16 protein-coding genes are annotated in these 18,359 nt (G+C 63.8%); 9 read left to right on the top strand and 7 right to left on the bottom strand.

Annotated elements, in window-relative coordinates:
• Positions 1-14: 14 nt before the first annotated feature.
• Positions 15-1,937, bottom strand: a complete 1,923-nt coding sequence (locus AC1RQ5_RS23670) for an HWE histidine kinase domain-containing protein (protein ID WP_493202212.1) — start codon at positions 1,935-1,937, stop codon at positions 15-17.
• A 374-nt stretch (positions 1,938-2,311) separates the two neighbouring features.
• Between AC1RQ5_RS23670 and AC1RQ5_RS23665 the strand changes: the two genes are divergently transcribed.
• Positions 2,312-2,569: a hypothetical protein gene (locus AC1RQ5_RS23665; protein ID WP_398478226.1), complete on the top strand. Its 258-nt coding sequence runs from the start codon at positions 2,312-2,314 to the stop codon at positions 2,567-2,569.
• Between the two features lie 99 nt (positions 2,570-2,668).
• Here the strand turns inward: AC1RQ5_RS23665 and AC1RQ5_RS23660 are convergent, their stop codons facing one another.
• A complete protein-coding gene (locus tag AC1RQ5_RS23660) occupies positions 2,669-4,093 on the bottom strand; it encodes an NAD-dependent succinate-semialdehyde dehydrogenase (protein WP_398478228.1) in 1,425 nt (474 codons plus the stop codon).
• 268 nt (positions 4,094-4,361) lie between these two features.
• Here AC1RQ5_RS23660 and AC1RQ5_RS23655 point away from each other — a divergent pair, with 268 nt between their 5' ends.
• The 8 genes from AC1RQ5_RS23655 to tcuB all read left to right on the top strand — a co-directional run bounded on the left by AC1RQ5_RS23655 (position 4,362) and on the right by tcuB (position 12,193).
• On the top strand, positions 4,362-5,357 hold the full coding sequence (locus AC1RQ5_RS23655) for a Bug family tripartite tricarboxylate transporter substrate binding protein (RefSeq protein ID WP_493202209.1): 996 nt from the start codon (positions 4,362-4,364) through the stop codon (positions 5,355-5,357).
• Positions 5,344-5,739, top strand: a complete 396-nt coding sequence (locus tag AC1RQ5_RS23650; RefSeq protein WP_493202207.1) for a hypothetical protein — start codon at positions 5,344-5,346, stop codon at positions 5,737-5,739. Before AC1RQ5_RS23655 ends, AC1RQ5_RS23650 begins: the two co-directional genes overlap by 14 nt.
• Positions 5,736-6,593: an alpha/beta fold hydrolase gene (locus AC1RQ5_RS23645; protein ID WP_493202205.1), complete on the top strand. Its 858-nt coding sequence runs from the start codon at positions 5,736-5,738 to the stop codon at positions 6,591-6,593. Before AC1RQ5_RS23650 ends, AC1RQ5_RS23645 begins: the two co-directional genes overlap by 4 nt.
• A gap of 13 nt (positions 6,594-6,606) precedes the next feature.
• Positions 6,607-7,812, top strand: coding sequence for an ABC transporter substrate-binding protein (locus AC1RQ5_RS23640; RefSeq protein WP_493202203.1), 1,206 nt, complete (start codon positions 6,607-6,609; stop codon positions 7,810-7,812).
• A gap of 78 nt (positions 7,813-7,890) precedes the next feature.
• Positions 7,891-8,775 (top strand): NAD(P)-dependent oxidoreductase, encoded by an 885-nt coding sequence (locus tag AC1RQ5_RS23635; RefSeq protein WP_493202201.1) that lies wholly within the window; start codon positions 7,891-7,893, stop codon positions 8,773-8,775.
• A 10-nt stretch (positions 8,776-8,785) separates the two neighbouring features.
• A complete protein-coding gene (locus AC1RQ5_RS23630; RefSeq protein WP_398478241.1) occupies positions 8,786-9,535 on the top strand; it encodes an IclR family transcriptional regulator in 750 nt (249 codons plus the stop codon).
• A 35-nt stretch (positions 9,536-9,570) separates the two neighbouring features.
• A complete protein-coding gene (gene tcuA / locus AC1RQ5_RS23625) occupies positions 9,571-11,001 on the top strand; it encodes an FAD-dependent tricarballylate dehydrogenase TcuA (protein ID WP_493202199.1) in 1,431 nt (476 codons plus the stop codon).
• A complete protein-coding gene (gene tcuB / locus AC1RQ5_RS23620) occupies positions 10,985-12,193 on the top strand; it encodes a tricarballylate utilization 4Fe-4S protein TcuB (RefSeq protein WP_493202197.1) in 1,209 nt (402 codons plus the stop codon). The genes tcuA and tcuB overlap by 17 nt, the downstream gene beginning before the upstream one ends.
• 92 nt (positions 12,194-12,285) lie before the next feature.
• On the opposite strand, the gene greA is transcribed toward tcuB, so the two are convergent.
• The 5 genes from greA to AC1RQ5_RS23595 form a co-directional block, all read right to left on the bottom strand.
• Positions 12,286-12,768 (bottom strand): transcription elongation factor GreA, encoded by a 483-nt coding sequence (greA, locus tag AC1RQ5_RS23615; protein ID WP_493202195.1) that lies wholly within the window; start codon positions 12,766-12,768, stop codon positions 12,286-12,288.
• 209 nt (positions 12,769-12,977) lie between these two features.
• Positions 12,978-14,846, bottom strand: coding sequence for a dihydroxy-acid dehydratase domain-containing protein (locus AC1RQ5_RS23610; RefSeq protein ID WP_493202193.1), 1,869 nt, complete (start codon positions 14,844-14,846; stop codon positions 12,978-12,980).
• A 270-nt stretch (positions 14,847-15,116) separates the two neighbouring features.
• Positions 15,117-16,013 (bottom strand): 3'-5' exonuclease, encoded by an 897-nt coding sequence (locus AC1RQ5_RS23605; protein ID WP_493202191.1) that lies wholly within the window; start codon positions 16,011-16,013, stop codon positions 15,117-15,119.
• A gap of 67 nt (positions 16,014-16,080) precedes the next feature.
• Positions 16,081-17,580 (bottom strand): helicase HerA domain-containing protein, encoded by a 1,500-nt coding sequence (locus AC1RQ5_RS23600; RefSeq protein WP_493202189.1) that lies wholly within the window; start codon positions 17,578-17,580, stop codon positions 16,081-16,083.
• Positions 17,581-17,880: 300 nt separating this feature from the next.
• Entirely contained in the window at positions 17,881-18,309 is a 429-nt protein-coding gene (locus AC1RQ5_RS23595; protein ID WP_493202187.1) for a hypothetical protein, read from the bottom strand.
• Positions 18,310-18,359 lie beyond the last annotated feature (50 nt).

The raw sequence follows: 18,359 nt of genomic DNA, 5'->3' as shown, positions 1-18,359 counted from the left end.
CTGCAATACGAGGCTCAATTGGTCCAGAACATCTCCCGCAACGGGGCGGCGAGGGTCGCCTGCAGTCCGTCGCGCTGATAATCGAGCGTCATGCCGCCGGTCCCGGTCAATCCGGTGGAGAGCAGCCGCGTGCCAAAACCGCCTTTCACCGGCGGCGCTTCGATCGATGGACCACCGCTCTCCACCCAGCGCAAGCAGAACAGCTGCGCGTCATCTCTGGCCTCGATGGCCCAGCGCAGATCGATGCGTCCTTGCGGCAGCGATAGCGCGCCGTATTTCACGGCATTGGTGCCGAGTTCATGCAGCAGCAGCGCCATGCTCAGCGCCGCCTTGGAGCCGACCACGATATCCGGCCCACTCGCCACCACCCGTTCGGACACACCGAGCGCATCCAGTGCGGCCGAGACGACGTCGTGAACCGAGGCCTCGATCCAGTTGTTGCGCAGCAGAATGTCATGCGCACCGCTCAGCGCCAGCAATCGCTCCTGCAGCGTTTGGACCTCGCCGCGCTCCTTGATCGGCCGCAGCGTCTGCAGGCTGATGGCCTGCACCATCGCGAACAGGTTCTTGATGCGGTGGCTGAGCTCGTTGTTGAGCAGGCGCTGCTGATCGCGAATGCGCTTGGCGTTGCTGACATCCGCGGCCGTGCCGAACCATTCGGTGATCGCCCCGGATTCATCGATGATGGGAATGGCGCGCGACAACGTCCAGCCTTCGCTGCCGTCGGCCTGTCGCACGCGGTGCTCGAGCTCGTAAGTGTCGCGTGCGGCAATGGCGCGGCCGACCTCGGCCATGATCAGGGGCTGGTCATCCGGAAAAATATACTCGTCGAGCCATCGCACAGTCGGCCCTTCCACGTCGGACAGGAAGCCGCGTCCGTCGAGCTGGCGCATCTCCTGCCAGTCCGGGCTCATCCGATAGACCGCGTCCGAGCTTGCGCTCACCAGCGCGCGAAACCGTTTTTCGCTCTCGCGCAGGCGTGCGTCCGACTTCGCGCGTTCCACGGCCGACCAGGTGCGCTCCGCCACTTCGCTGACCAGCGACAGTTCGCGGCCCGACCAATGCCGCGGCTCGGCCTGACCCAGCCCGAGAATGGCCACAAGCCGGCCGGCCTTGACGAGCGGAATACCCATCCAGGCACAGACATTGATGGCCGCAAATGCCGCCCGCTGTCGTTCCGACAGGTCGGGGTCTGCATCGACATCGTTAGCTGCGACGGTTTCTCCGCGATGCCACTTGTCTCGCACCGTGTTGTCATAGCTCGCCATCGTGTGCAGCCCGGCGATGCTGGCGCAGCCGGACGTGAAATCGTGCAGGATAAAGACCTTGTCGCCGTCTTCGCTGATTTCGCCGTAGAAGACACGATGGGTCCCGAGATGCGCACCCAAAGTCGATGCGGCGACGCGCTGGATTTCGACGGCGTCATCCACCTCGCGCAGCGCGTCGCTGAGTTTCAGCAGCAGCGCCTGTCGTTCTTCATTCTCCGCGAGAATCTGTGTCGCCCGCACGCGGCCGGTGGTCTCGGTGACGATGCAGAGCACGGCCTCGACGAGGCCATCACGATCACGGACGGGAGAATAGGAGATATCGAAATAGACCGTCTCGCCGTAGCCGCTGCGTTCGATATAGAACGGGCGATCTTTCGCGGCAAACGTCTCTCCGGTATCGACGACACCGCGCAGCAATGGTCCAAGGTCGTCCCATAATTCGGCCCAGTGTTCATGCGCCGGATGCCCCAGCGCATGCGGATGCTTTTCGCCGATGCTCGGCGCATAGGCGTCATTATAGAGCGCCACGAATTGCGGACCGCAAAACAGCACGATCTGCGCTTGCGTCGCCAGCATCAGGTCGACGGTGGCCCGCAAGCTCGGAGACCAGGACGCTATCGCGCCGAGCGAGGTCGCAGACCAGTCATGCTGGCGGATAAGCGCGCTCATTTCGCCTGGGGTGGCAGATCCCGGCTCGATTGTTGACGACTGATCCATCATCACGCGACTGGTGTTTGGCGGATGCCGACCTCCGGCCTGGCCAATTCCGTCGATCGAACCATTGAAGCCTTGCTCCCATCCAGTCTGTGTCCCTGAAATCTATCCGGTTCTTCCGCGCTTGTTAGGACTATATTTTTCGAGCGCCGGGGAACCCGATCACAGGGCAATAGATACCGATGCACGCTCTACAATGTCCGCTATCAGACCATCAACGTATTGATGCGACCTTTCGTCTGCTGATCGAACACGCGAATGTCACTGGGCAAACTTGAAAGCGGGCGTAGCCTGTCCAGATAATAAGAATATCAACGGGGAGGCCCCCAATGTCGGCATCTTATGATCCCGTCACCGTTGCTCTCATGCGCGATGTGTTGAGCAAAGTCGTGGCGAAGGTTCCGGAGCAGCATCGTACCTCGGCCAATCAGGCGGCCATTGCAGGACGCATTCTCGCGACCGCCGCGCAGGGCATTCGCTCGGAGGAAGCATTGACCAGTGAAGCTCTGGCCGAGGTGAAGGAGATCTTCACCGGCCCGGCCGGCATGAAGCGCCTGCACAGCGATTTGTCGAAAGTGTTCGGATAGGATCGTAGGGCGGATGAGCCGAAGGCGTCATCCGCCGGCCGAGTTCATAGCTGAAACGCCGCGGCGGATCACGCTTCGCTCATCCGCCCTACGAGTTCATCACCCGAATTTATGCGAGACGTTCTTCGTCACCGTATAGCAACCGAGACCTTCGATGCCGCCTTCGCGGCCATAGCCGGAATCCTTCACGCCGCCGAACGGCGTCTCGGCCGTCGATGCCACGAAGTGGTTGATGGTGAGATTGCCAGTCTCCACGTCATTCGAGATGCGCTGCACGTTGTCGGCCGAGTTCGTGAAGGCATAGGCCGCAAGTCCGAAGGGCAGTGCATTCGCTTTCGCGATGGCTTCGTCGAGATCGCGCACCGGATTGACGAGCGCGAGCGGGCCGAACGGTTCTTCATTCATCGCCAGCGCATCGTCGGGCACATCGGCCAGCACGGTGAGCGGGTAGAAGTAACCGCGATTGTTGATGCGCTCGCCGCCGGCCAGAACACGTGCGCCGCGCTTCTTCGCATCGCCCACCAACCGCTCCATCGCATCGACGCGGCGCGGATTGGCCAACGGGCCGAGCTGCGTCGTCGGATCCATGCCGTTGCCGATCTTCAACGCCGCGGCACCTTCGGCAAAGGTCCTGGCGAAAATCTCGAAATTCTTCTCCTGCACGAAGAAGCGCGTCGGCGCGACACAGACCTGGCCGGCATTGCGCGACTTGGTGGCGACGGACGCCTTGGCGGTGGCGACGGGATCGACGTCGTCGCACACGATCACCGGGCCGTGGCCACCCAGCTCCATGATCGCCGGCTTCATCGCCTGACCCGCCATCGCGGCGAGATGTTTACCCACCGGCACCGAGCCGGTGAAGGTGATCAGGCGGATCGCATCATGCGGCACCAGATAGCTGGAGATCTCGGCGGGATCGCCGAACACGAGATTGAGCACGCCCTTCGGCAGGCCCGCATCGTGGAACGCGCGCACCAGCTGCAACGCGCCGGCCGGCGTTTCTTCCGACGCCTTCAGGATGATCGAGCAGCCCGACGACAGCGCACCGGCGACCTTGCGGCCCGGTGAGCTCATCGGAAAATTCCACGGCGAGAAGGCTGCGACCGGGCCGATCGGCTGGCGATACACCGTGTGCTGCAGACCTGGGCCGGCGGGAATCACGCGGCCATACATGCGCATGCCTTCGGTGGCATCCCATTCGATGATCTCGGCGCCGCGCAAAATTTCGAGCTTGGCCTGATCGAGCGGCTTGCCCTGTTCGAGCGTCATCGCGACGGCCATCTCGTCCACGCGCGCACGGATCAGCGCCGCGGCTTTGAGGATGATCTGGGCGCGCGCATTCGGCGCCGTCTTGCGCCAGACCTGGAAGCCGCGCTGCGCGGCGTCCAGCGCATCGTCGAGATCGGCGCGGGTCGCATGCGGCACGGTGCCGATCACGCTCTCATCCGCGGGATTGATGATCGGCGCACCTGATTTCCGGCGCCACTGTCCGTCCACGTAAAGCTCGATCTCTGGATAGGCCATTCGCAAGTCCACTTTCTTGATCGTTGGAAGCGGTTGACTCCGCCTCGCTTGCGCGGCATCAAACATATGTTCACATAATAGAACAAGCGTTCTGTCTAGTAGAATAATCTGGAATTGGATCAGATCGAAGATGCGTCAGGGCGGACCACACAAGACGGCGATGATCGCAGCGGCGCATGCTGCAACGCGCGCCATGTGTGCGTCGGCCCTCGCGCGTCGGATGCGCTGAAAACAAAAGATTCAAGAAACAAGGGTTGGGAGTAGAGACATGAGTGGGCACAAGGCCGCGTGGTCGTTCACACGTCGTGCACTGATCGCAGGTGCATTCGCCGCAAGCGCAATGACGCTGATGCCGGCACAGGCGCAGGACGCCTATCCGAGCAAGATGATCCGCCTGCTGGTGCCGTTCCCGGCCGGCAGCGCGACCGACGTGGAAGCACGCTTCCTCGCCGAGAAGGTCGGCGCCGTGCTCGGCCAGAAAATCCTGGTCGACAACAAGCCGGGCGCCAACGCCAATATCGGCGCAGCCGAAGTCGCGCGCGCGGCGGGTGATGGCTACACGCTGTATCTCGCCACCAACTCGACCCATTCGGCCAATGTGCATCTCTACAACAAGATGCCGTTCGATCCCGTCGCCGACTTCACGCCGATCGCGCGGCTGACGCGCAATCCGCTGGTGATGGTGGTCAACAAGGATTTCCCGGCGAAGGACCTCAAGGAGTTCATCGCTTACGGCAAGGCCAATCCCGGCAAGCTGAGCTATGGCTCGGGCAACACCGGCAGCATGGCGGCCGCGCAGCTGGTGCGCTCGCTCGCCAGCATCGACGCGGTGCGCATCTCCTATCCCGGCACGCCGCAGGCCATCACCGATCTGCTCGGCGGCCGTATCGAATTCGTCATCACCGACGTCGCGGTGACGCGCGAATTCATCAACAATGGCAGTCTTCGCGCGCTTGGCGTGACCACGGTGCAGAAGGTGGCGTCGCTGCCGAACGTCGCGCCGATGGCCGAGGTCGGTCTGCCCGGCTACGACTTCGCCGCCTGGAGCGGCCTGTTCGGCCCGAAGGGCGTGCCGGCCGATGTGGTCGAGAAGCTCAACAAGGCGTTCCTGCAGGTAATGGCGACGGACGAGGCGAGGAAGTTCTTCGCCGATATCGGCCTCGAGCCAGACGTCTCGTCGCCGCAGGGTCTTGCCGATCACGTCACCAAGCAGACGGAGCTGTGGGGCAAGATCATCAAGGAGTCCGGCCTTGAAAAAATCTGATCCCGTCAGCGCTGTCTTCGAGCAGCTTCCGACGCTGCTGGAGCGTGACGCTGCGCTGATCCAGCGCGGCCGCTTCCTCGATGTCGATTGCCTGCTCGGCTCGACCGAACAGGCTTATCACGTCGCCATCCGCGCCGGCCGTATCGTCGATCTCGTGCCGGCGCCGGTGTTGATGCGTTCGTCCACGTTCAGCTATCGCGCCACGCCCGAGGCGTGGACGGCGTTCTGGCAGCCGATGCCGAAAGCCGGCTGGCATGATCTGCTGTCACTCACCAAGCGCGGCGAAGCCACGCTCGAAGGCGACATCAAGCCCTTCATGACCAACCTGCAATATTTCAAGGATCTGCTCGCCCTTCCGCGCAACGCCGGAGGTGCAGCATGACCGGTTACATCGAACCGATGGTCGGCCGCTATGTGCATGTCGAGATCGACGGCACCATGCACCGGATCTATTTCGAGGAAGCCGGGCAGGGCATTCCGCTGGTCTGCCTGCACACCGCCGGCTCCGACAATCGCCAGTGGCGCTACATGTTGGCCGATGAGGAGTTCACCAAAAACTTCCGCATCATCGCTTTCGATCTGCCCTGGCATGGCAAGTCGAATCCACCGGCGAACTGGGACGGGTCAGAATATCAACTGACGACAAAGCGCTACACCGAAACGATCCGCGCCTTCTGTAAAGCGCTTGATCTCGACAAGCCCGTGGTGATGGGCTGCTCCATCGGCGGTCGCATCGTGCTCAATCTCGCCATCGATCACGCCAGCGAATTCCGTGCGCTGATCGGTCTCGAAGCCGCCGACTTCCAGGCGCCGTGGTACGACACCGCCTGGCTGAACCGCCCCGACGTGCATGGCGGCGAAGTCTGCGCTGCACTGGTCTCCGGCCTCGTCGCGCCGCAGTCGCCGGCCGAAGCGCGCATGGAAACGCTGTGGGCCTACAAGCAGGGCGGCCCCGGCGTGTTCAAGGGTGACCTCTATTTCTATCGCGTCGATGGCGACCTGCGTGGCCGCACGAGCGCGATCGATACCACGACCTGTCCACTCTATCTGCTCACCGGCGAATACGATTTCTCGTGCTCGCCCGAAGACACCGTGCGCACGGCGTCTGGCATCACGGGGGCAGAAGTCACGGTCATGGAAGCTCTCGGTCATTTTCCCATGAGCGAGAACCCTGCGCAGTTCCGGCGTTACATCGCGCCGGTGCTTGAGACGATCAAACAAAAACACAGTTCCTGAGGAGGGGCATCCGATGAAATCACTGAAGAGCGCATTCTATTTATCCGCAGCCCTCGTGCTGTCGGCTCCTGCCGCAAGCGCAGCCGACACCATCAAGATCGGCGTGCTGAACGACCAGTCCGGCGTGTTCGCCGACAATGGCGGCACGGGCTCCGTCGCGGCCGCCAAGCTCGCGGCTGAAGAATTCGGCGGCGAGCTCAACGGCATGAAGATCGAGATCGTCACCGCCGATCACCAGAACAAGCCGGATGTCGCAGCCGCCACCGCGCGCCGCTGGTTCGACAATGAGAAGGTGGATATGGTCGCCGACGGTGCGGCCTCGTCGGCCGGTTTCGCCATCCTCGAAGTCGCCAAGCAGAAGAACAAGATTTTTACGATTAGCGGACCCGGCTCGTCGGATTTCACCGGCAAGGCCTGCTCGCCGATCTCCTTCCACTTCAACTACGACACCTATGCGCTGTCGAAGCTGACCTCGGAAGCCATCACCAAGGCCGGCGGCAATACCTGGTATTTCATCTCCGCCGACTATGCTTTCGGCCACGCGCTGCAGCGTGACGCCACCAAATTCATCGAAGGCGCCGGCGGCAAGGTGATCGGCTCGTCCGCGCATCCGCTCGGCACCGCCGACATGGCGTCGTTCCTGCTGCAGGCGCAGGGCTCCAAGGCCAAGGTCGTCGGCCTCGCAACCTCGGGCGCCGATGTGCAGACCGCCATCAAGCAGGCCGGCGAATTCGGCATTGTCGAGAGCGGCCAGCAGCTCGCCGGTCTTCTCGTTTTCATCACGGACGTCAATGCGCTCGGCCTCAAGGCGACGCAGGGTCTGCAGGTGACGACATCGTTCTATTGGGATCTCAACGAGCAGACCCGTGCCTGGGCCAAGCGCTATTTCGCGCTGACCAACAACAAGGTTCCGAGCATGGTCCAGGCCGGCGTCTATAGCGGCGTGCATCACTATCTTGCGGCGGTGAAGGCGGCAGGCACCAAGGACACGGACGCCGTTGCCAGGAAGATGCACGAGCTGAAGGTCAACGACGCCTATAACAAGGACGTCACCGTGCGTCCGGACGGCCGCGTGCTGCACACCGTGTATCTGGTGCAGGTGAAGAAGCCCGAGGAATCGAAGTACAAGTTCGATTATTACAAGGTCATCACCACCTCACCGGGCGAGCAGGCGTTCCGCCCGATGAGCGAAGGCAATTGCCCGCTGGTCAAGGGCTGATCCAACCAACTCCTGCGGGCGCGGCTTGGCCGCGTCCGCCCTCACGAACTCGATTTTTGGAATGAAAAGGAACGCGGCATGACGACTGCCATTGGATTCATCGGTCTTGGTGTGATGGGCGAGCCGATGTGCCGCAATCTGGCGAAGAAGTCGGGCGTGCCCGTCTATGGTTTCGACCGCGCCGATGCGCCGCTCGAACGCCTTGCCGAAGTCGGCGTCAAGCGCGCCGCCTCGCTCGCCGAACTCGCAAAAACCTGCGACGTGATCTTCATGGCGCTGCCGAGCGGCAAGCATGTCGCCGCGGTGTGCGAAGGAGAAGACGGCTTGCTGGCGCATGCCGATGCGCGCCACACCATCGTCGATCTCGGCACCTCGCCGGTGGAAGCCAGCCGCGAGCTCGCCAAGAAATTCGCCGCCAGGGGCGCGCAATATGCCGACGCCCCGATCGCGCGCACGCGTCAGGCGGCGGAAGACGGCACGCTCAGCGTCATGGTCGGCGCCTCTGCCGCCAACTACGCGAAGCTGCAGCCGCTGATCGCGACATTCGCGTCCGACATCACCCATTGCGGCGATATCGGCGCCGGGCAGGTGGTCAAGATCCTCAACAATATGGTGCTGATGGAAACCGTGGTCGCGCTCAGCGAAGCGCTGGAAACGGCGAAGCGCGCGGGCCTTGATCCCAAGGTGGTGTTCGAGACCCTGGCCAAAGGCTCGGCCGATAGCTTTGCGCTGCGCAATCACGGCATGAAGGCGATGTTGCCCGGCAATTTCCCCGAACGCGCCTTCTCCACTGAATATGCCCGCAAGGACATCTCCTATGCGCTCGATCTGGCGAAGTCGGTGAACATCCAGTTGCAGGGGGCGGAACTCGCCGACAACGTCCTCGGTCAGGCGATTGACGCCGGTGATGGCGATCTCTACTGGCCGGTGATCGCCCGCGTCCTTGAGAAATCCCGCACCTGATCGGATCACGATGAACAAGCCTGCCATGAAACCCAAGGCCGATCTTCCCGCCCGCGAAGGCGGCGAGGGCGTCGCCGCCGTCGAGCGGGCATTGTCCATCGTCGCCGCGCTGGAACATGCCGACAAGCCGATGACGCTGGCCGAACTGGCCGTGCGCACCGGTTTCTACAAGAGCACGATCCTGCGTCTGCTCTCCTCATTGATCCCGACCGGCTATGTCACGCGTCTGCCGGACGGGACCTATGATCTCGGCCCCACCGCGTTCCGTCTCGGCGTCGCCTTCACCCGCAAGAATGCGCTCGGCCATTACGTGGTGCCGGCGTTGCAGGAACTGGTCGATCGCGGCACTGAAAGCGCGTCTTTCCATGTGCGGCAGGACACCGACAACCGCGTCTGCCTCTACCGCGTCAATTCGCGCCACGCCACGCTGGATCGCGTCGAGGCCGGTCACAGCTACGCGCTGCTGCGCGGCGCTGCCGGGCACATCATCCTCGCTTACGATGCCGCGAAAGGCGATCGCTATGATGCCATCCGCACGCATGGTAACGACGTCTCGCTCGGCGAGCGTGATCCGAGCTGCGCGGCGGTGGCAGCACCCGTGTTCGGCCCGCGTGGTATGCTGGTCGGCGTGATTTCGCTGTCCGGCCCGCGCGAACGCTTTGGCGCAGCGGAGATCGCGCAGATGAAAAGCGTGCTCGGCCCGATCGCGCAAAAGCTCTCCATCAATCTCGGCGGCGAGTGGCCGGAATTTCAATCTTGAGAAAGCTGTTCTGATCGATGGCCACGTCCTCATCCATGCCCGACGTTCTCGTCATCGGTGGCGGCAATGCGGCTTTGTGTTCGGCGCTGATGGCGCGTGAGGCCGGTGCGTCAGTGCTCTTGCTGGAATCCGCACCGAAGGAATGGCGCGGCGGCAATTCCATGCATGTGCGCAATCTGCGCTGCATGCATGACGAGCCGCAGGATGTGCTGGTCGAGGCCTATCCGGAAGAGGAATTCTGGCAGGATCTGCTCAAGGTCACCGGCGGCATCACCAATGAGCCGCTGGCGCGCATGGTGATCCGGCATTCCTCGCGTTGCCGGCCCTGGATGCGCAAACACGGCGTGCATTTCCAGCCGCCTTTGTCCGGGGCGCTGCATGTGGCGCGCACCAATGCGTTCTTCATGGGCGGCGGCAAGGCGCTGGTGAATGCGTATTATCGCAGCGCTGAGGAACTCGGCGTTGAGATCCGCTACGACACGCCAGTGAAAAACCTCGAGCTAAAGGACGGCGAATTCGTCGCCGCCATCACCGAAAGCGGCGAGCGCATCACGGCCAAAAGCTGCGTGCTCGGCTGCGGTGGCTTCGAGTCCAATCTGGAATGGCAGCGCGAAGCCTGGGGCCAGAACGAGCGCGGTGAATGGACCGCTGAAAACTTCCTGATCCGTGGCACCCGCTTCAATCAAGGCGTCCTGCTCAAATTCATGATCGATGCCGGCGCGGACACGATCGGCGATCCCACGCAAGCGCATTGCGTCGCCATCGACGCCCGCGCGCCGCTCTATGACGGCGGCATCTGCACGCGCATCGATTGCGTCTCGCTCGGCGTCGTCGTCAATCGCGAGGCCAAGCGCTTCTATGACGAGGGCGAGGACTTCTGGCCGAAGCGCTATGCGATCTGGGGCCGCCTTGTCGCCCAGCAGCCCGGCCAGACCGCCTGGTCCATCATCGACCAGAAAGCCATCGGCCGCTTCATGCCGCCGGTGTTCGACGGCACCAAGGCAAATACGCTGGAAGAACTCGCGGTGAAGATCGGCGTCGATCCCGCAACCTTCATGGACACGCTGAACGCCTATAATGCGGCGTGCCAGCCCGGCACCTTCGATCACACCGCGCTCGATGATTGCCGCACCGATGGCGTCACGCCCGCCAAGACGCACTGGGCGCGCGTGATCGACACGCCGCCCTTCACCGCCTATCCGCTCGCGCCCGGGATCACCTTCACCTATCTCGGCATGAAGACCGACGAGACCGCGGCCTGTCGCTTCGGCAATGTGATCAGCAGCAATCTGTTCGCCGCCGGCGAGATGGTCGCCGGCAATGTGCTCGGCAAGGGCTACACCGCCGGTGTCGGCATGAGCATCGGCACGGCCTTCGGCCGCATCGCCGGCGTCAATGCCGCGGCCGCGACCGGGCATCACCACCCGACATTCGAAGAGGAATTCGCCTATGCCGCCGGTCGCTGAATTGGCTCCGCCGAAAGACGGCGCCTGCAATGGCGGCGTCAATCTCGCCGAGGCGATGACCGCCGGCGAGGCCGAGATCGCGCGCGTCATGCAGATCTGCAACGCGTGCCGTTACTGCGAAGGTTTTTGCGCCGTGTTTCCGGCAATGACGCGCCGGCTCGAATTCAACGCGGCAGATACGCATTATCTCGCCAATCTCTGCCATAATTGCGGCTCGTGCCTCTATGCCTGCCAATATGCACCGCCCCATGAATTCGCGGTCAATGTCCCGCAGGCCATGGCCAAGGTGCGCGTGCGCACCTATCAGGACTATGCGTGGCCGCGCGCGTTCGGAAAGCTGTATGAGCGCGCCGGCCTGACGGTCGCCTTCGCGCTGTCCGGAGGCCTCGCGCTGTTCATGATCCTCGCCATCGCGATGAATGGCCGTCTGATTCATGAGCCTCTGAAGGGCAATTTCTACGCGATCTTCCCGCACAACTTCATGGCGCTGCTGTTCGGCTCGGTGTTCGGCTTTGCCATTCTCGCGCTCGCCATCGGCGTGGTGAAATTCTGGCGCGAGGTCTCGCCGACGAAGGATGGCAATGCTGCAGACATCAAGGCGGCCGCACAGGCGCGCGTGCCCGCTGTTGCTGAGGCTGTCCACGATGTCGCGCGGATGAAATATCTTGGCGGTGGCCATGGCGAGGGCTGCAATGAAGGCGACGATGCCTTCACGCTGTGGCGTCGGCGCTTCCACCATTTCACGCTGTATGGCTTTCTGCTGTGCTTCGCCTCCACCTGCGTGGCGACGCTGTATCACTATATCTGGAAGTTGCAGGCGCCCTATGCCTACACCAGCGCGCCCGTTATCCTCGGTACGCTCGGCGGCATCGGCCTGATCATCGGCCCGGTCGGTCTGCTCTGGCTGAACTTCAAGCGCGACGCGTTGCGCAGCGACGCTTCGCAGAAGGCGATGGACCGCGGCTTCATCATGCTGCTGCTGCTGGTGTCCGTCACCGGCCTGCTGCTCTTGGTGCTGCGCGACACCCGTTTCATGGCGCTGTGGCTGGCGATCCATCTCGGCACCGTGATGGCGCTGTTCGTGACGCTGCCTTACGGCAAATTCGCCCACGGCATCTTCCGTTCGGCGGCGCTGCTCAAGTTCAATATCGAGAAGCGGATGCCGAACCGGCTGGGGCTCGGCGGGGAGTAGTTACTCGTCATTGCGAGCGTAGCGAAGCAATCCAGAAGGCAACAAGACTGGATTGCTTCGTCGCTACGCTCCTCGCAATGACGGCGGAGAATTCACGCGATTTTCGTGATCTCCAGTTCCTGTCCGGACATGGTCGCGACATCCCCCACGGCCTTGCCCATCAGCAGCTTCGCCACCGGCGCCACGAACGAAATCGTTCCCGCTTTCGGATCGGCCTCATCCTCGCCGACGATGCGATAAGTCTGCACGCGGCCGTCATCGCGCTCGAATGTCACCGTGCTTCCGAAGGCCACCACATCGTGCGACGTCGGCGCATCGATCACCTGCGCCGTCCGCACGCGCTCCGCGAGATAGCGCGCATCGCGCAGCGGCAGCGCCTGCTGCCGGCGCTTCTCGTTCACGTCGTCGATCCCCGCTGCGGCCTCGATGGCTGCCTGCGCCTCGGCCAGCTGCCGCTCCAGCGCTTTCAGCCCGTCGGCCGTGACGAGGTTCGGATGCTCCGAAATCGGGCGATCGGGGAGCATGGTCTCCGATGCGGTTTCGGCGCTGTCTTCCTTGGTAAAGGCGACGCTCATATGCGCTCCTTGTCAAATGCGATGCGTAGGATGGGTTGAGCGCAGGCGCATGGCGCCGGAGCGATACCCATCACCGCATGCTCCGGCGTTTGTGGTGATGGGTATCGCTGCGCTCAACCCATCCTACGCGCTCTCGCCATTAGGCAACAAAAGAAACAGGCCCGGTGGCGTGCCACCGGGCCTGTTATCACAATGAATATCGGTGGCTTTTAGAAGGCCTTGTTGGCCTCCGGGCGGTGCTTGTTGGTCGGCACGAAGCCCGAGCGCGTGGCTTCACGCGCATTGCGCACCCAGACTTCGCGGTTCGGATGCATGCCGGCGCCGCGGGTGGCGGGCACGGCGCTGAGCCGGGCGCGATGCAGCAGGCGCGTATCGGCCTCGCCGCAGCTCGGATGGATGCCGCCATTGTCGGCCACAACCTTCTCCCATGCCGCCTTGCGCTTGGCATAGACGGCCGGGTCCTGCAGCTGCGTGCAGTTGAGCTCGTTGACATTGAGGTCGGCCACGATCTCGTCGCCATCCTCGATCAGGCCGATGGCGCCGCCAAGGGCCGCTTCCGGGCCGACATGGCCGATCACCAGACCCACCGAGCCGCCGGAGAAGCGCGCATCGGTCATGAGACCGACGACGATATTGCGCTCGCGGCACAGCGTGGTGATGCGCGAGGTCGGGTCGAGCATTTCCGGCATGCCGGGCGCGCCCACCGGGCCGTCGTAGCGCACGATCACCATGTCGTGGTTCTGGAATTTCTCCGGATGCTGGTCGAGGGCCTGCAGCAGGCCACGTTCGCCTTCGAACACGCGCGCGGTGCCGCGGAAGCAGTTGTCCTCGAGCCCGCCTTCGACGCCGGCGAGCTTGAGAATGGCGGAGAATTCCGGCGACAGGTTGCCGCCGAGCACGCGCAGGCCGCCGGTCGGCTTGTAGGGCTTCTCGACCGTATAGACCACGCGGCCATCGGCCGGCTTGGTTTCGAGGCGCTTGATCTGCTCGGCCAGCGTCTCGCCGGTGCAGGTCAGCACATCGCCATTGATCAGGCCGGCATCCATCAGCTCGCGCACGATCACCTGCACGCCGCCGACGGCATCGATATCGACCATCGAATATTTGCCGTAAGGCCGCGCGTCGGTGAGCACCGGCACGATGTGCTGCGACAGATAGTTGAACTCGGCCGGCGTCATGACTTCCTTCCAGAAGTCGGTGAAGCCCGCGGCGCGCGCGATTTCCGGCGCATGCAGCGTGACATTGGTCGAACCGCCGATCGCCAGCGACACGATCATCGCATTGCGCAAGCTGTCACGGCTGACGATGTCGCGTGGCTTGATGCCCTTGGCGATCATGTTGGCGAGATAGGTGACCAGCTGCTCCGGGAAGTCCTTCAGGCGGCGCGGATCGTCGGACGGCGGCGCCACCATGTGCAGCGGCTGCATGCCGACCACGCCGATGAAGGTCTGCATGGTGTTGTAGGTGAAGATGCCGCCGCACGAGCCATAGCCGGGGCAGGCATGGCAGGCGATGTGATGGCGATATTCGGCGTCGGGATTGCCGGCGACCTGATAGGCGCTGACGATGTCGAGCTTCTCGCCGGTCTTCGGATCCTCGCCCGGATGGATCGCGCCGTCCGACATGATGATCGACGGTTCGTTGTGCTCAAGCAATGCGGCGAGCGCGCCGACCGGCGGCTTGTCGCAGGCGACGACGGCGATGGTGCCGAGCAGGCCGGTGGCGCTCAGATGTTCCGACAGCGCGTCATTGGTCACTTCGCGGCCGATCAGCGAATAGCGCATCTCGCGCGTGCCGTTGCGGATGCCGTCCGAGGTGGCGATTGTGTATTCCGGCTGCACCAGGCGATAGGGCAGCTGGCCTTCGCCGCGGCCGATCCGCTTCTTCAGGGCTTCATGGATCGCGTCCACCTTGGACATCACGCCCATATAGCACTGGCTGTCGCCCTTGGTGCCCACCACGCCCACCGACGGCTCATGAATGAGCGTCTCGTCCGTGCCGAGTACGCGCGCCATACCGATGGTCTGCGCGGAGCGGCCGGGGTGCTTGTCGATGGTGACGACGGGGGACTTGGACACGACGAATTCCTTCCTAGACGGCTCTTTAGAGTGATTTTGAATAGACCCCATGGGGCAGAAAAACAATCGGAATGGCTGGAAAACGGGCAGGTCTGCAATGCGTTGCAGCGACGCTCGGATCACCTCTCCCCGCCGGGGAGAGGTCGGATCCCTCTTGCGATCCGGGTGAGGGGCTGGTGACGTCGGAGCGCGGGGCTCCCCCTCACCCGCGCGCAAGGCGCGCGACCTCTCCCCGGTGGGGAGAGGTGAAGGGCGAGCGGCGCGTATGGCCTATGCCCTTGTCGAATACCGCACCGTGGCGCTGAGCGCCTGCACGCGGGGATCGACCTCGCGGAGATAGATCGTGCTGCGCAGAAATTCGATTTCCGCGGCCTCCTGGCCCTCATCCACGTCGATATACCAGGATTTCGGCCGCCCGTCGGAACCGTCGCTCCAGCGATAACCCCGGCGCTTCAGTTCGTCCTTGAGGTCGAACGGCGACTGCTCGGCCCAGACCCGCATGGTCTTCCGCCGCGCGCGTTCCAGCAGCGCGGCGAGGGCGGAGGTGCCGACGGCCGGCAGCTCGAACGCCAAGATTTCCAGCAGCGCATGACAATCGTCAATCGCCCGATGCGCCTGATGGAAATAGCCGGCGCCGGCCAGCAGATAGCCGAGCTTGGCGCCTTCGAAACCATGCTTCTGCCAGTCGATTTCCTTCTGCGAACAGCCCCATGGCTTCTTGGCAAACAGGGGGCAGATGCGCTCGGCAAATTTGCGATCGAAGCCGGCATTATGCGCGATGACGATGACAGCGCCGTCGACGAAGGCGGTGACGGCATCCTCGTCGATGCGATGCCCGGCCACCATCTCGTCGGTGATCCCCGTGAGTTCGACGATCTCCGGCGGGATCGGATTGGACGGTTCGTTGAACGCGGTGAAGACCTCGCCGGCGCGGATGATGGTGCCATCCGCGAGATAGTCGAACTTGATCATCGCCAGTTCGATGATCTCGTCGCGGGTGTAATCGAGGCCGGTGGTTTCGACGTCCAGCAGGATGCCGGTCTTCACAACCGCGCCATTGTCGTCAGCGAATTCACTGCGCGGCACGAGGCGGCGAAGAACGCGATACTCGCCGGACGACGCGAGTGTCTCTGCCATGGCGGCCAAGCTGTGTGGGTCGTGCAGCATGAGTTAAGGCGCAGTCCGTCGAATCAGAAGCGATGGAACAAAGCTATCACGGCAAGACGCCTATGCCTTACTCCGCCGCCGCAGCCTCGCCCGCATTGGGATCGCCCGGCGCCGTCGCCCAGGCGAGTTCCACCAGCGTGACGATGCGCTTGCCGGTGCCATCCACCTGGCACACGATCAGCCCCTGTTCCTCGATATAGCTCAGCAGCCGTCGCGCCCGGCGCAGCGAGTGCGAGCCATAGGCGCGGGCAATCGCGGCGTCGCCGGGGCAGGGCCAGCCTTCCTTGGCGGCGCGGGCGATCATCATGAACACGCCCTGCATGTCGTCGGGCAGGATCGCCGCGCGCAGCGCCACGTCCTGCCAGCCGGTGTCGTCGCTGAGATCGGAGCCGAGCCCGGCGCGCGCATGCGTCAGCATGCGGCGGAATTCGTTGAGATCAGGCACGGCGGTGCCGAGCCCGTCGATGCGGCAGCGGACCACGAATTCCTGATGCAGCACGCCGATGGCGCGAAAGCCCGCATCGGGCTCGGACATCAGCGCCTGCAGCACGCGATCGACGCGCGCGCGGCGCTCGGCGATTTCCTCGGGCGTCGGCGGTGGTGCATCGGGCTCCGGCCGCAGATCAGGCCCGGCCGCGCGGGCGGCCATCAACTGGCCGAGCAGATCCGGCGAAGCCGGTGCACGGCGCGCCGGCCGCATGCTGGTTTCCGGCGGCGGTGCTGCGAGGATCACCGCACGCATCTCTTCCGACGCGGCCCCCGGCAGCGGCATCAGTTTTGGCGTTGCATTGCGCGGCGCGGTTTCCGTCGCGCCGATGCGCAGGCCGAGCGGCCGTCGCGACAATGCGGGCCCCAGCGCCATGAACTGCCCGCGTTCGAGATCGCGAAACGCTTCCGCCTGCTTGCGCTCCATGCCGAGCAGATCGGCGGCGCGCGCCATGTCGATATCGAGGAAGGTGCGGCCCATCAGAAAGTTCGACGCTTCCGCCGCGACATTCTTGGCGAGCTTTGCCAGCCGCTGGGTCGCGATGATTCCGGCAAGCCCGCGCTTGCGGCCGCGGCACATCAGATTGGTCATCGCGCCGAGTGAGAGTTTTCGCGCCTCATCCGAGACTTCGCCGGCCACCGCCGGCGCGAACAATTGCGCTTCATCGACGATCACGAGCATCGGATACCAATGGTCGCGCGGGGCATCGAACAGCCCGTTGAGAAACGCAGCGGCGCGCCGCATCTGGTTCTCCGCGTCGAGGCCTTCGAGATTGAGTACGGTGGAGACGCGATGCTCGCGTGCGCGTTCGCCGGCTGCCTGCAAGCCGCGTTCGGTGTGGTCCTCGGCATCAATCACCAGATGGCCAAAGCGTTCGGCCAGCGAGACGAAATCGCCTTCGGGATCGATGATGGTCTGCTGCACCCAGGGCGCGCTCTGTTCGAGCAGCCGGCGCAGCAGATGCGATTTTCCGGAACCGGAATTGCCCTGCACCAGCAGGCGCGTCGCCAGCAATTCCTCGAGGTCGAGAGACGCCGGCGCGCCCGCCGTCGTATGCCCCATCTCGATCGCGACAGTCATTCCGGTCCAAAGCTCCTGAGCCGAGGGCTTACCAATGCGGGGCGGGGGCGTCGAGGGAAGCGGCGATGTTCCACACAGGCAAGTGTGCAACAGCGGTGGGGCGCTCGGTGGTCGCGGAAATCCCTCCCCCAAGCGAAGCGCAGCGGGGAGGGTGGCCGATAGGCCGGGTGGGGTCTATCCCCACATGACGTCCTCCGTGGGGACAGACCCCACCCGTCTCGAAGCTCGCTGAACGCTCGCTTCGATCCACCCTCCCCGCTGCGCGGCTACGCCGCTTGGGGGAGGGAGAAACGCCGCGTTCTACTGCAGCGAGATCGCCAATCCCGACAGATCCGCATTCACCATCAGCCCGGTCTGCCGGCCCGACAGCTCCAGCACCGCGCCTTTCTCATTGGTCAGCACGATCGCGCTCACACCGCGCCCGATCGCAGCCCCGGCACCACCCGCGCCATACACACCCGCCACATCCGACGGCCGGTTGATATTGCTCACCCGCCCGGCGAGCCGCGTTTCCGACGCGCCGAACACCAGGCCCGCGCTCACGCCGCCGATCGACAGCGGATATTGCCGGCCGCGAAACGTCAGCACGCCCGAGCCGCCGGACGCCCCGATGAACCAGCCGCCCTTCAGCACCTTGAAGCGAATGGTGCCGCTATCGGCATGAGCGATGGTCGCCGTGGCGGAGAGGGCAGCGAGCGCGACAAGGGCAGTGCGGAGACGTGAGCGCATGGGTTTCCTCAGGGGGTGATTCGTGAGGGAACCATTGTAGGCGAAATCGC

The organism is Tardiphaga sp. GW821-FHT12E02, from assembly GCF_058807155.1.
The sequence above is the reverse complement of the archived record's forward strand: the minus strand, read 5'-3'. Positions and strand labels throughout refer to the sequence as shown.

Excerpts from the sequence above, each read along its gene's own strand:
- AC1RQ5_RS23670 (WP_493202212.1), bottom strand. The coding sequence starts at position 1,937 with ATGAGCGCGCTTATCCGCCAGCATGACTGGTCTGCGACCTCGCTCGGC.
- AC1RQ5_RS23665 (WP_398478226.1), top strand. The coding sequence starts at position 2,312 with ATGTCGGCATCTTATGATCCCGTCACCGTTGCTCTCATGCGCGATGTG.
- AC1RQ5_RS23660 (WP_398478228.1), bottom strand. The coding sequence starts at position 4,093 with ATGGCCTATCCAGAGATCGAGCTTTACGTGGACGGACAGTGGCGCCGG.
- AC1RQ5_RS23655 (WP_493202209.1), top strand. The coding sequence starts at position 4,362 with ATGAGTGGGCACAAGGCCGCGTGGTCGTTCACACGTCGTGCACTGATC.
- AC1RQ5_RS23645 (WP_493202205.1), top strand. The coding sequence starts at position 5,736 with ATGACCGGTTACATCGAACCGATGGTCGGCCGCTATGTGCATGTCGAG.
- AC1RQ5_RS23640 (WP_493202203.1), top strand. The coding sequence starts at position 6,607 with ATGAAATCACTGAAGAGCGCATTCTATTTATCCGCAGCCCTCGTGCTG.
- AC1RQ5_RS23635 (WP_493202201.1), top strand. The coding sequence starts at position 7,891 with ATGACGACTGCCATTGGATTCATCGGTCTTGGTGTGATGGGCGAGCCG.
- AC1RQ5_RS23630 (WP_398478241.1), top strand. The coding sequence starts at position 8,786 with ATGAACAAGCCTGCCATGAAACCCAAGGCCGATCTTCCCGCCCGCGAA.
- tcuA (WP_493202199.1), top strand. The coding sequence starts at position 9,571 with ATGCCCGACGTTCTCGTCATCGGTGGCGGCAATGCGGCTTTGTGTTCG.
- tcuB (WP_493202197.1), top strand. The coding sequence starts at position 10,985 with ATGCCGCCGGTCGCTGAATTGGCTCCGCCGAAAGACGGCGCCTGCAAT.
- greA (WP_493202195.1), bottom strand. The coding sequence starts at position 12,768 with ATGAGCGTCGCCTTTACCAAGGAAGACAGCGCCGAAACCGCATCGGAG.
- AC1RQ5_RS23605 (WP_493202191.1), bottom strand. The coding sequence starts at position 16,013 with ATGCTGCACGACCCACACAGCTTGGCCGCCATGGCAGAGACACTCGCG.
- AC1RQ5_RS23600 (WP_493202189.1), bottom strand. The coding sequence starts at position 17,580 with ATGACTGTCGCGATCGAGATGGGGCATACGACGGCGGGCGCGCCGGCG.
- AC1RQ5_RS23595 (WP_493202187.1), bottom strand. The coding sequence starts at position 18,309 with ATGCGCTCACGTCTCCGCACTGCCCTTGTCGCGCTCGCTGCCCTCTCC.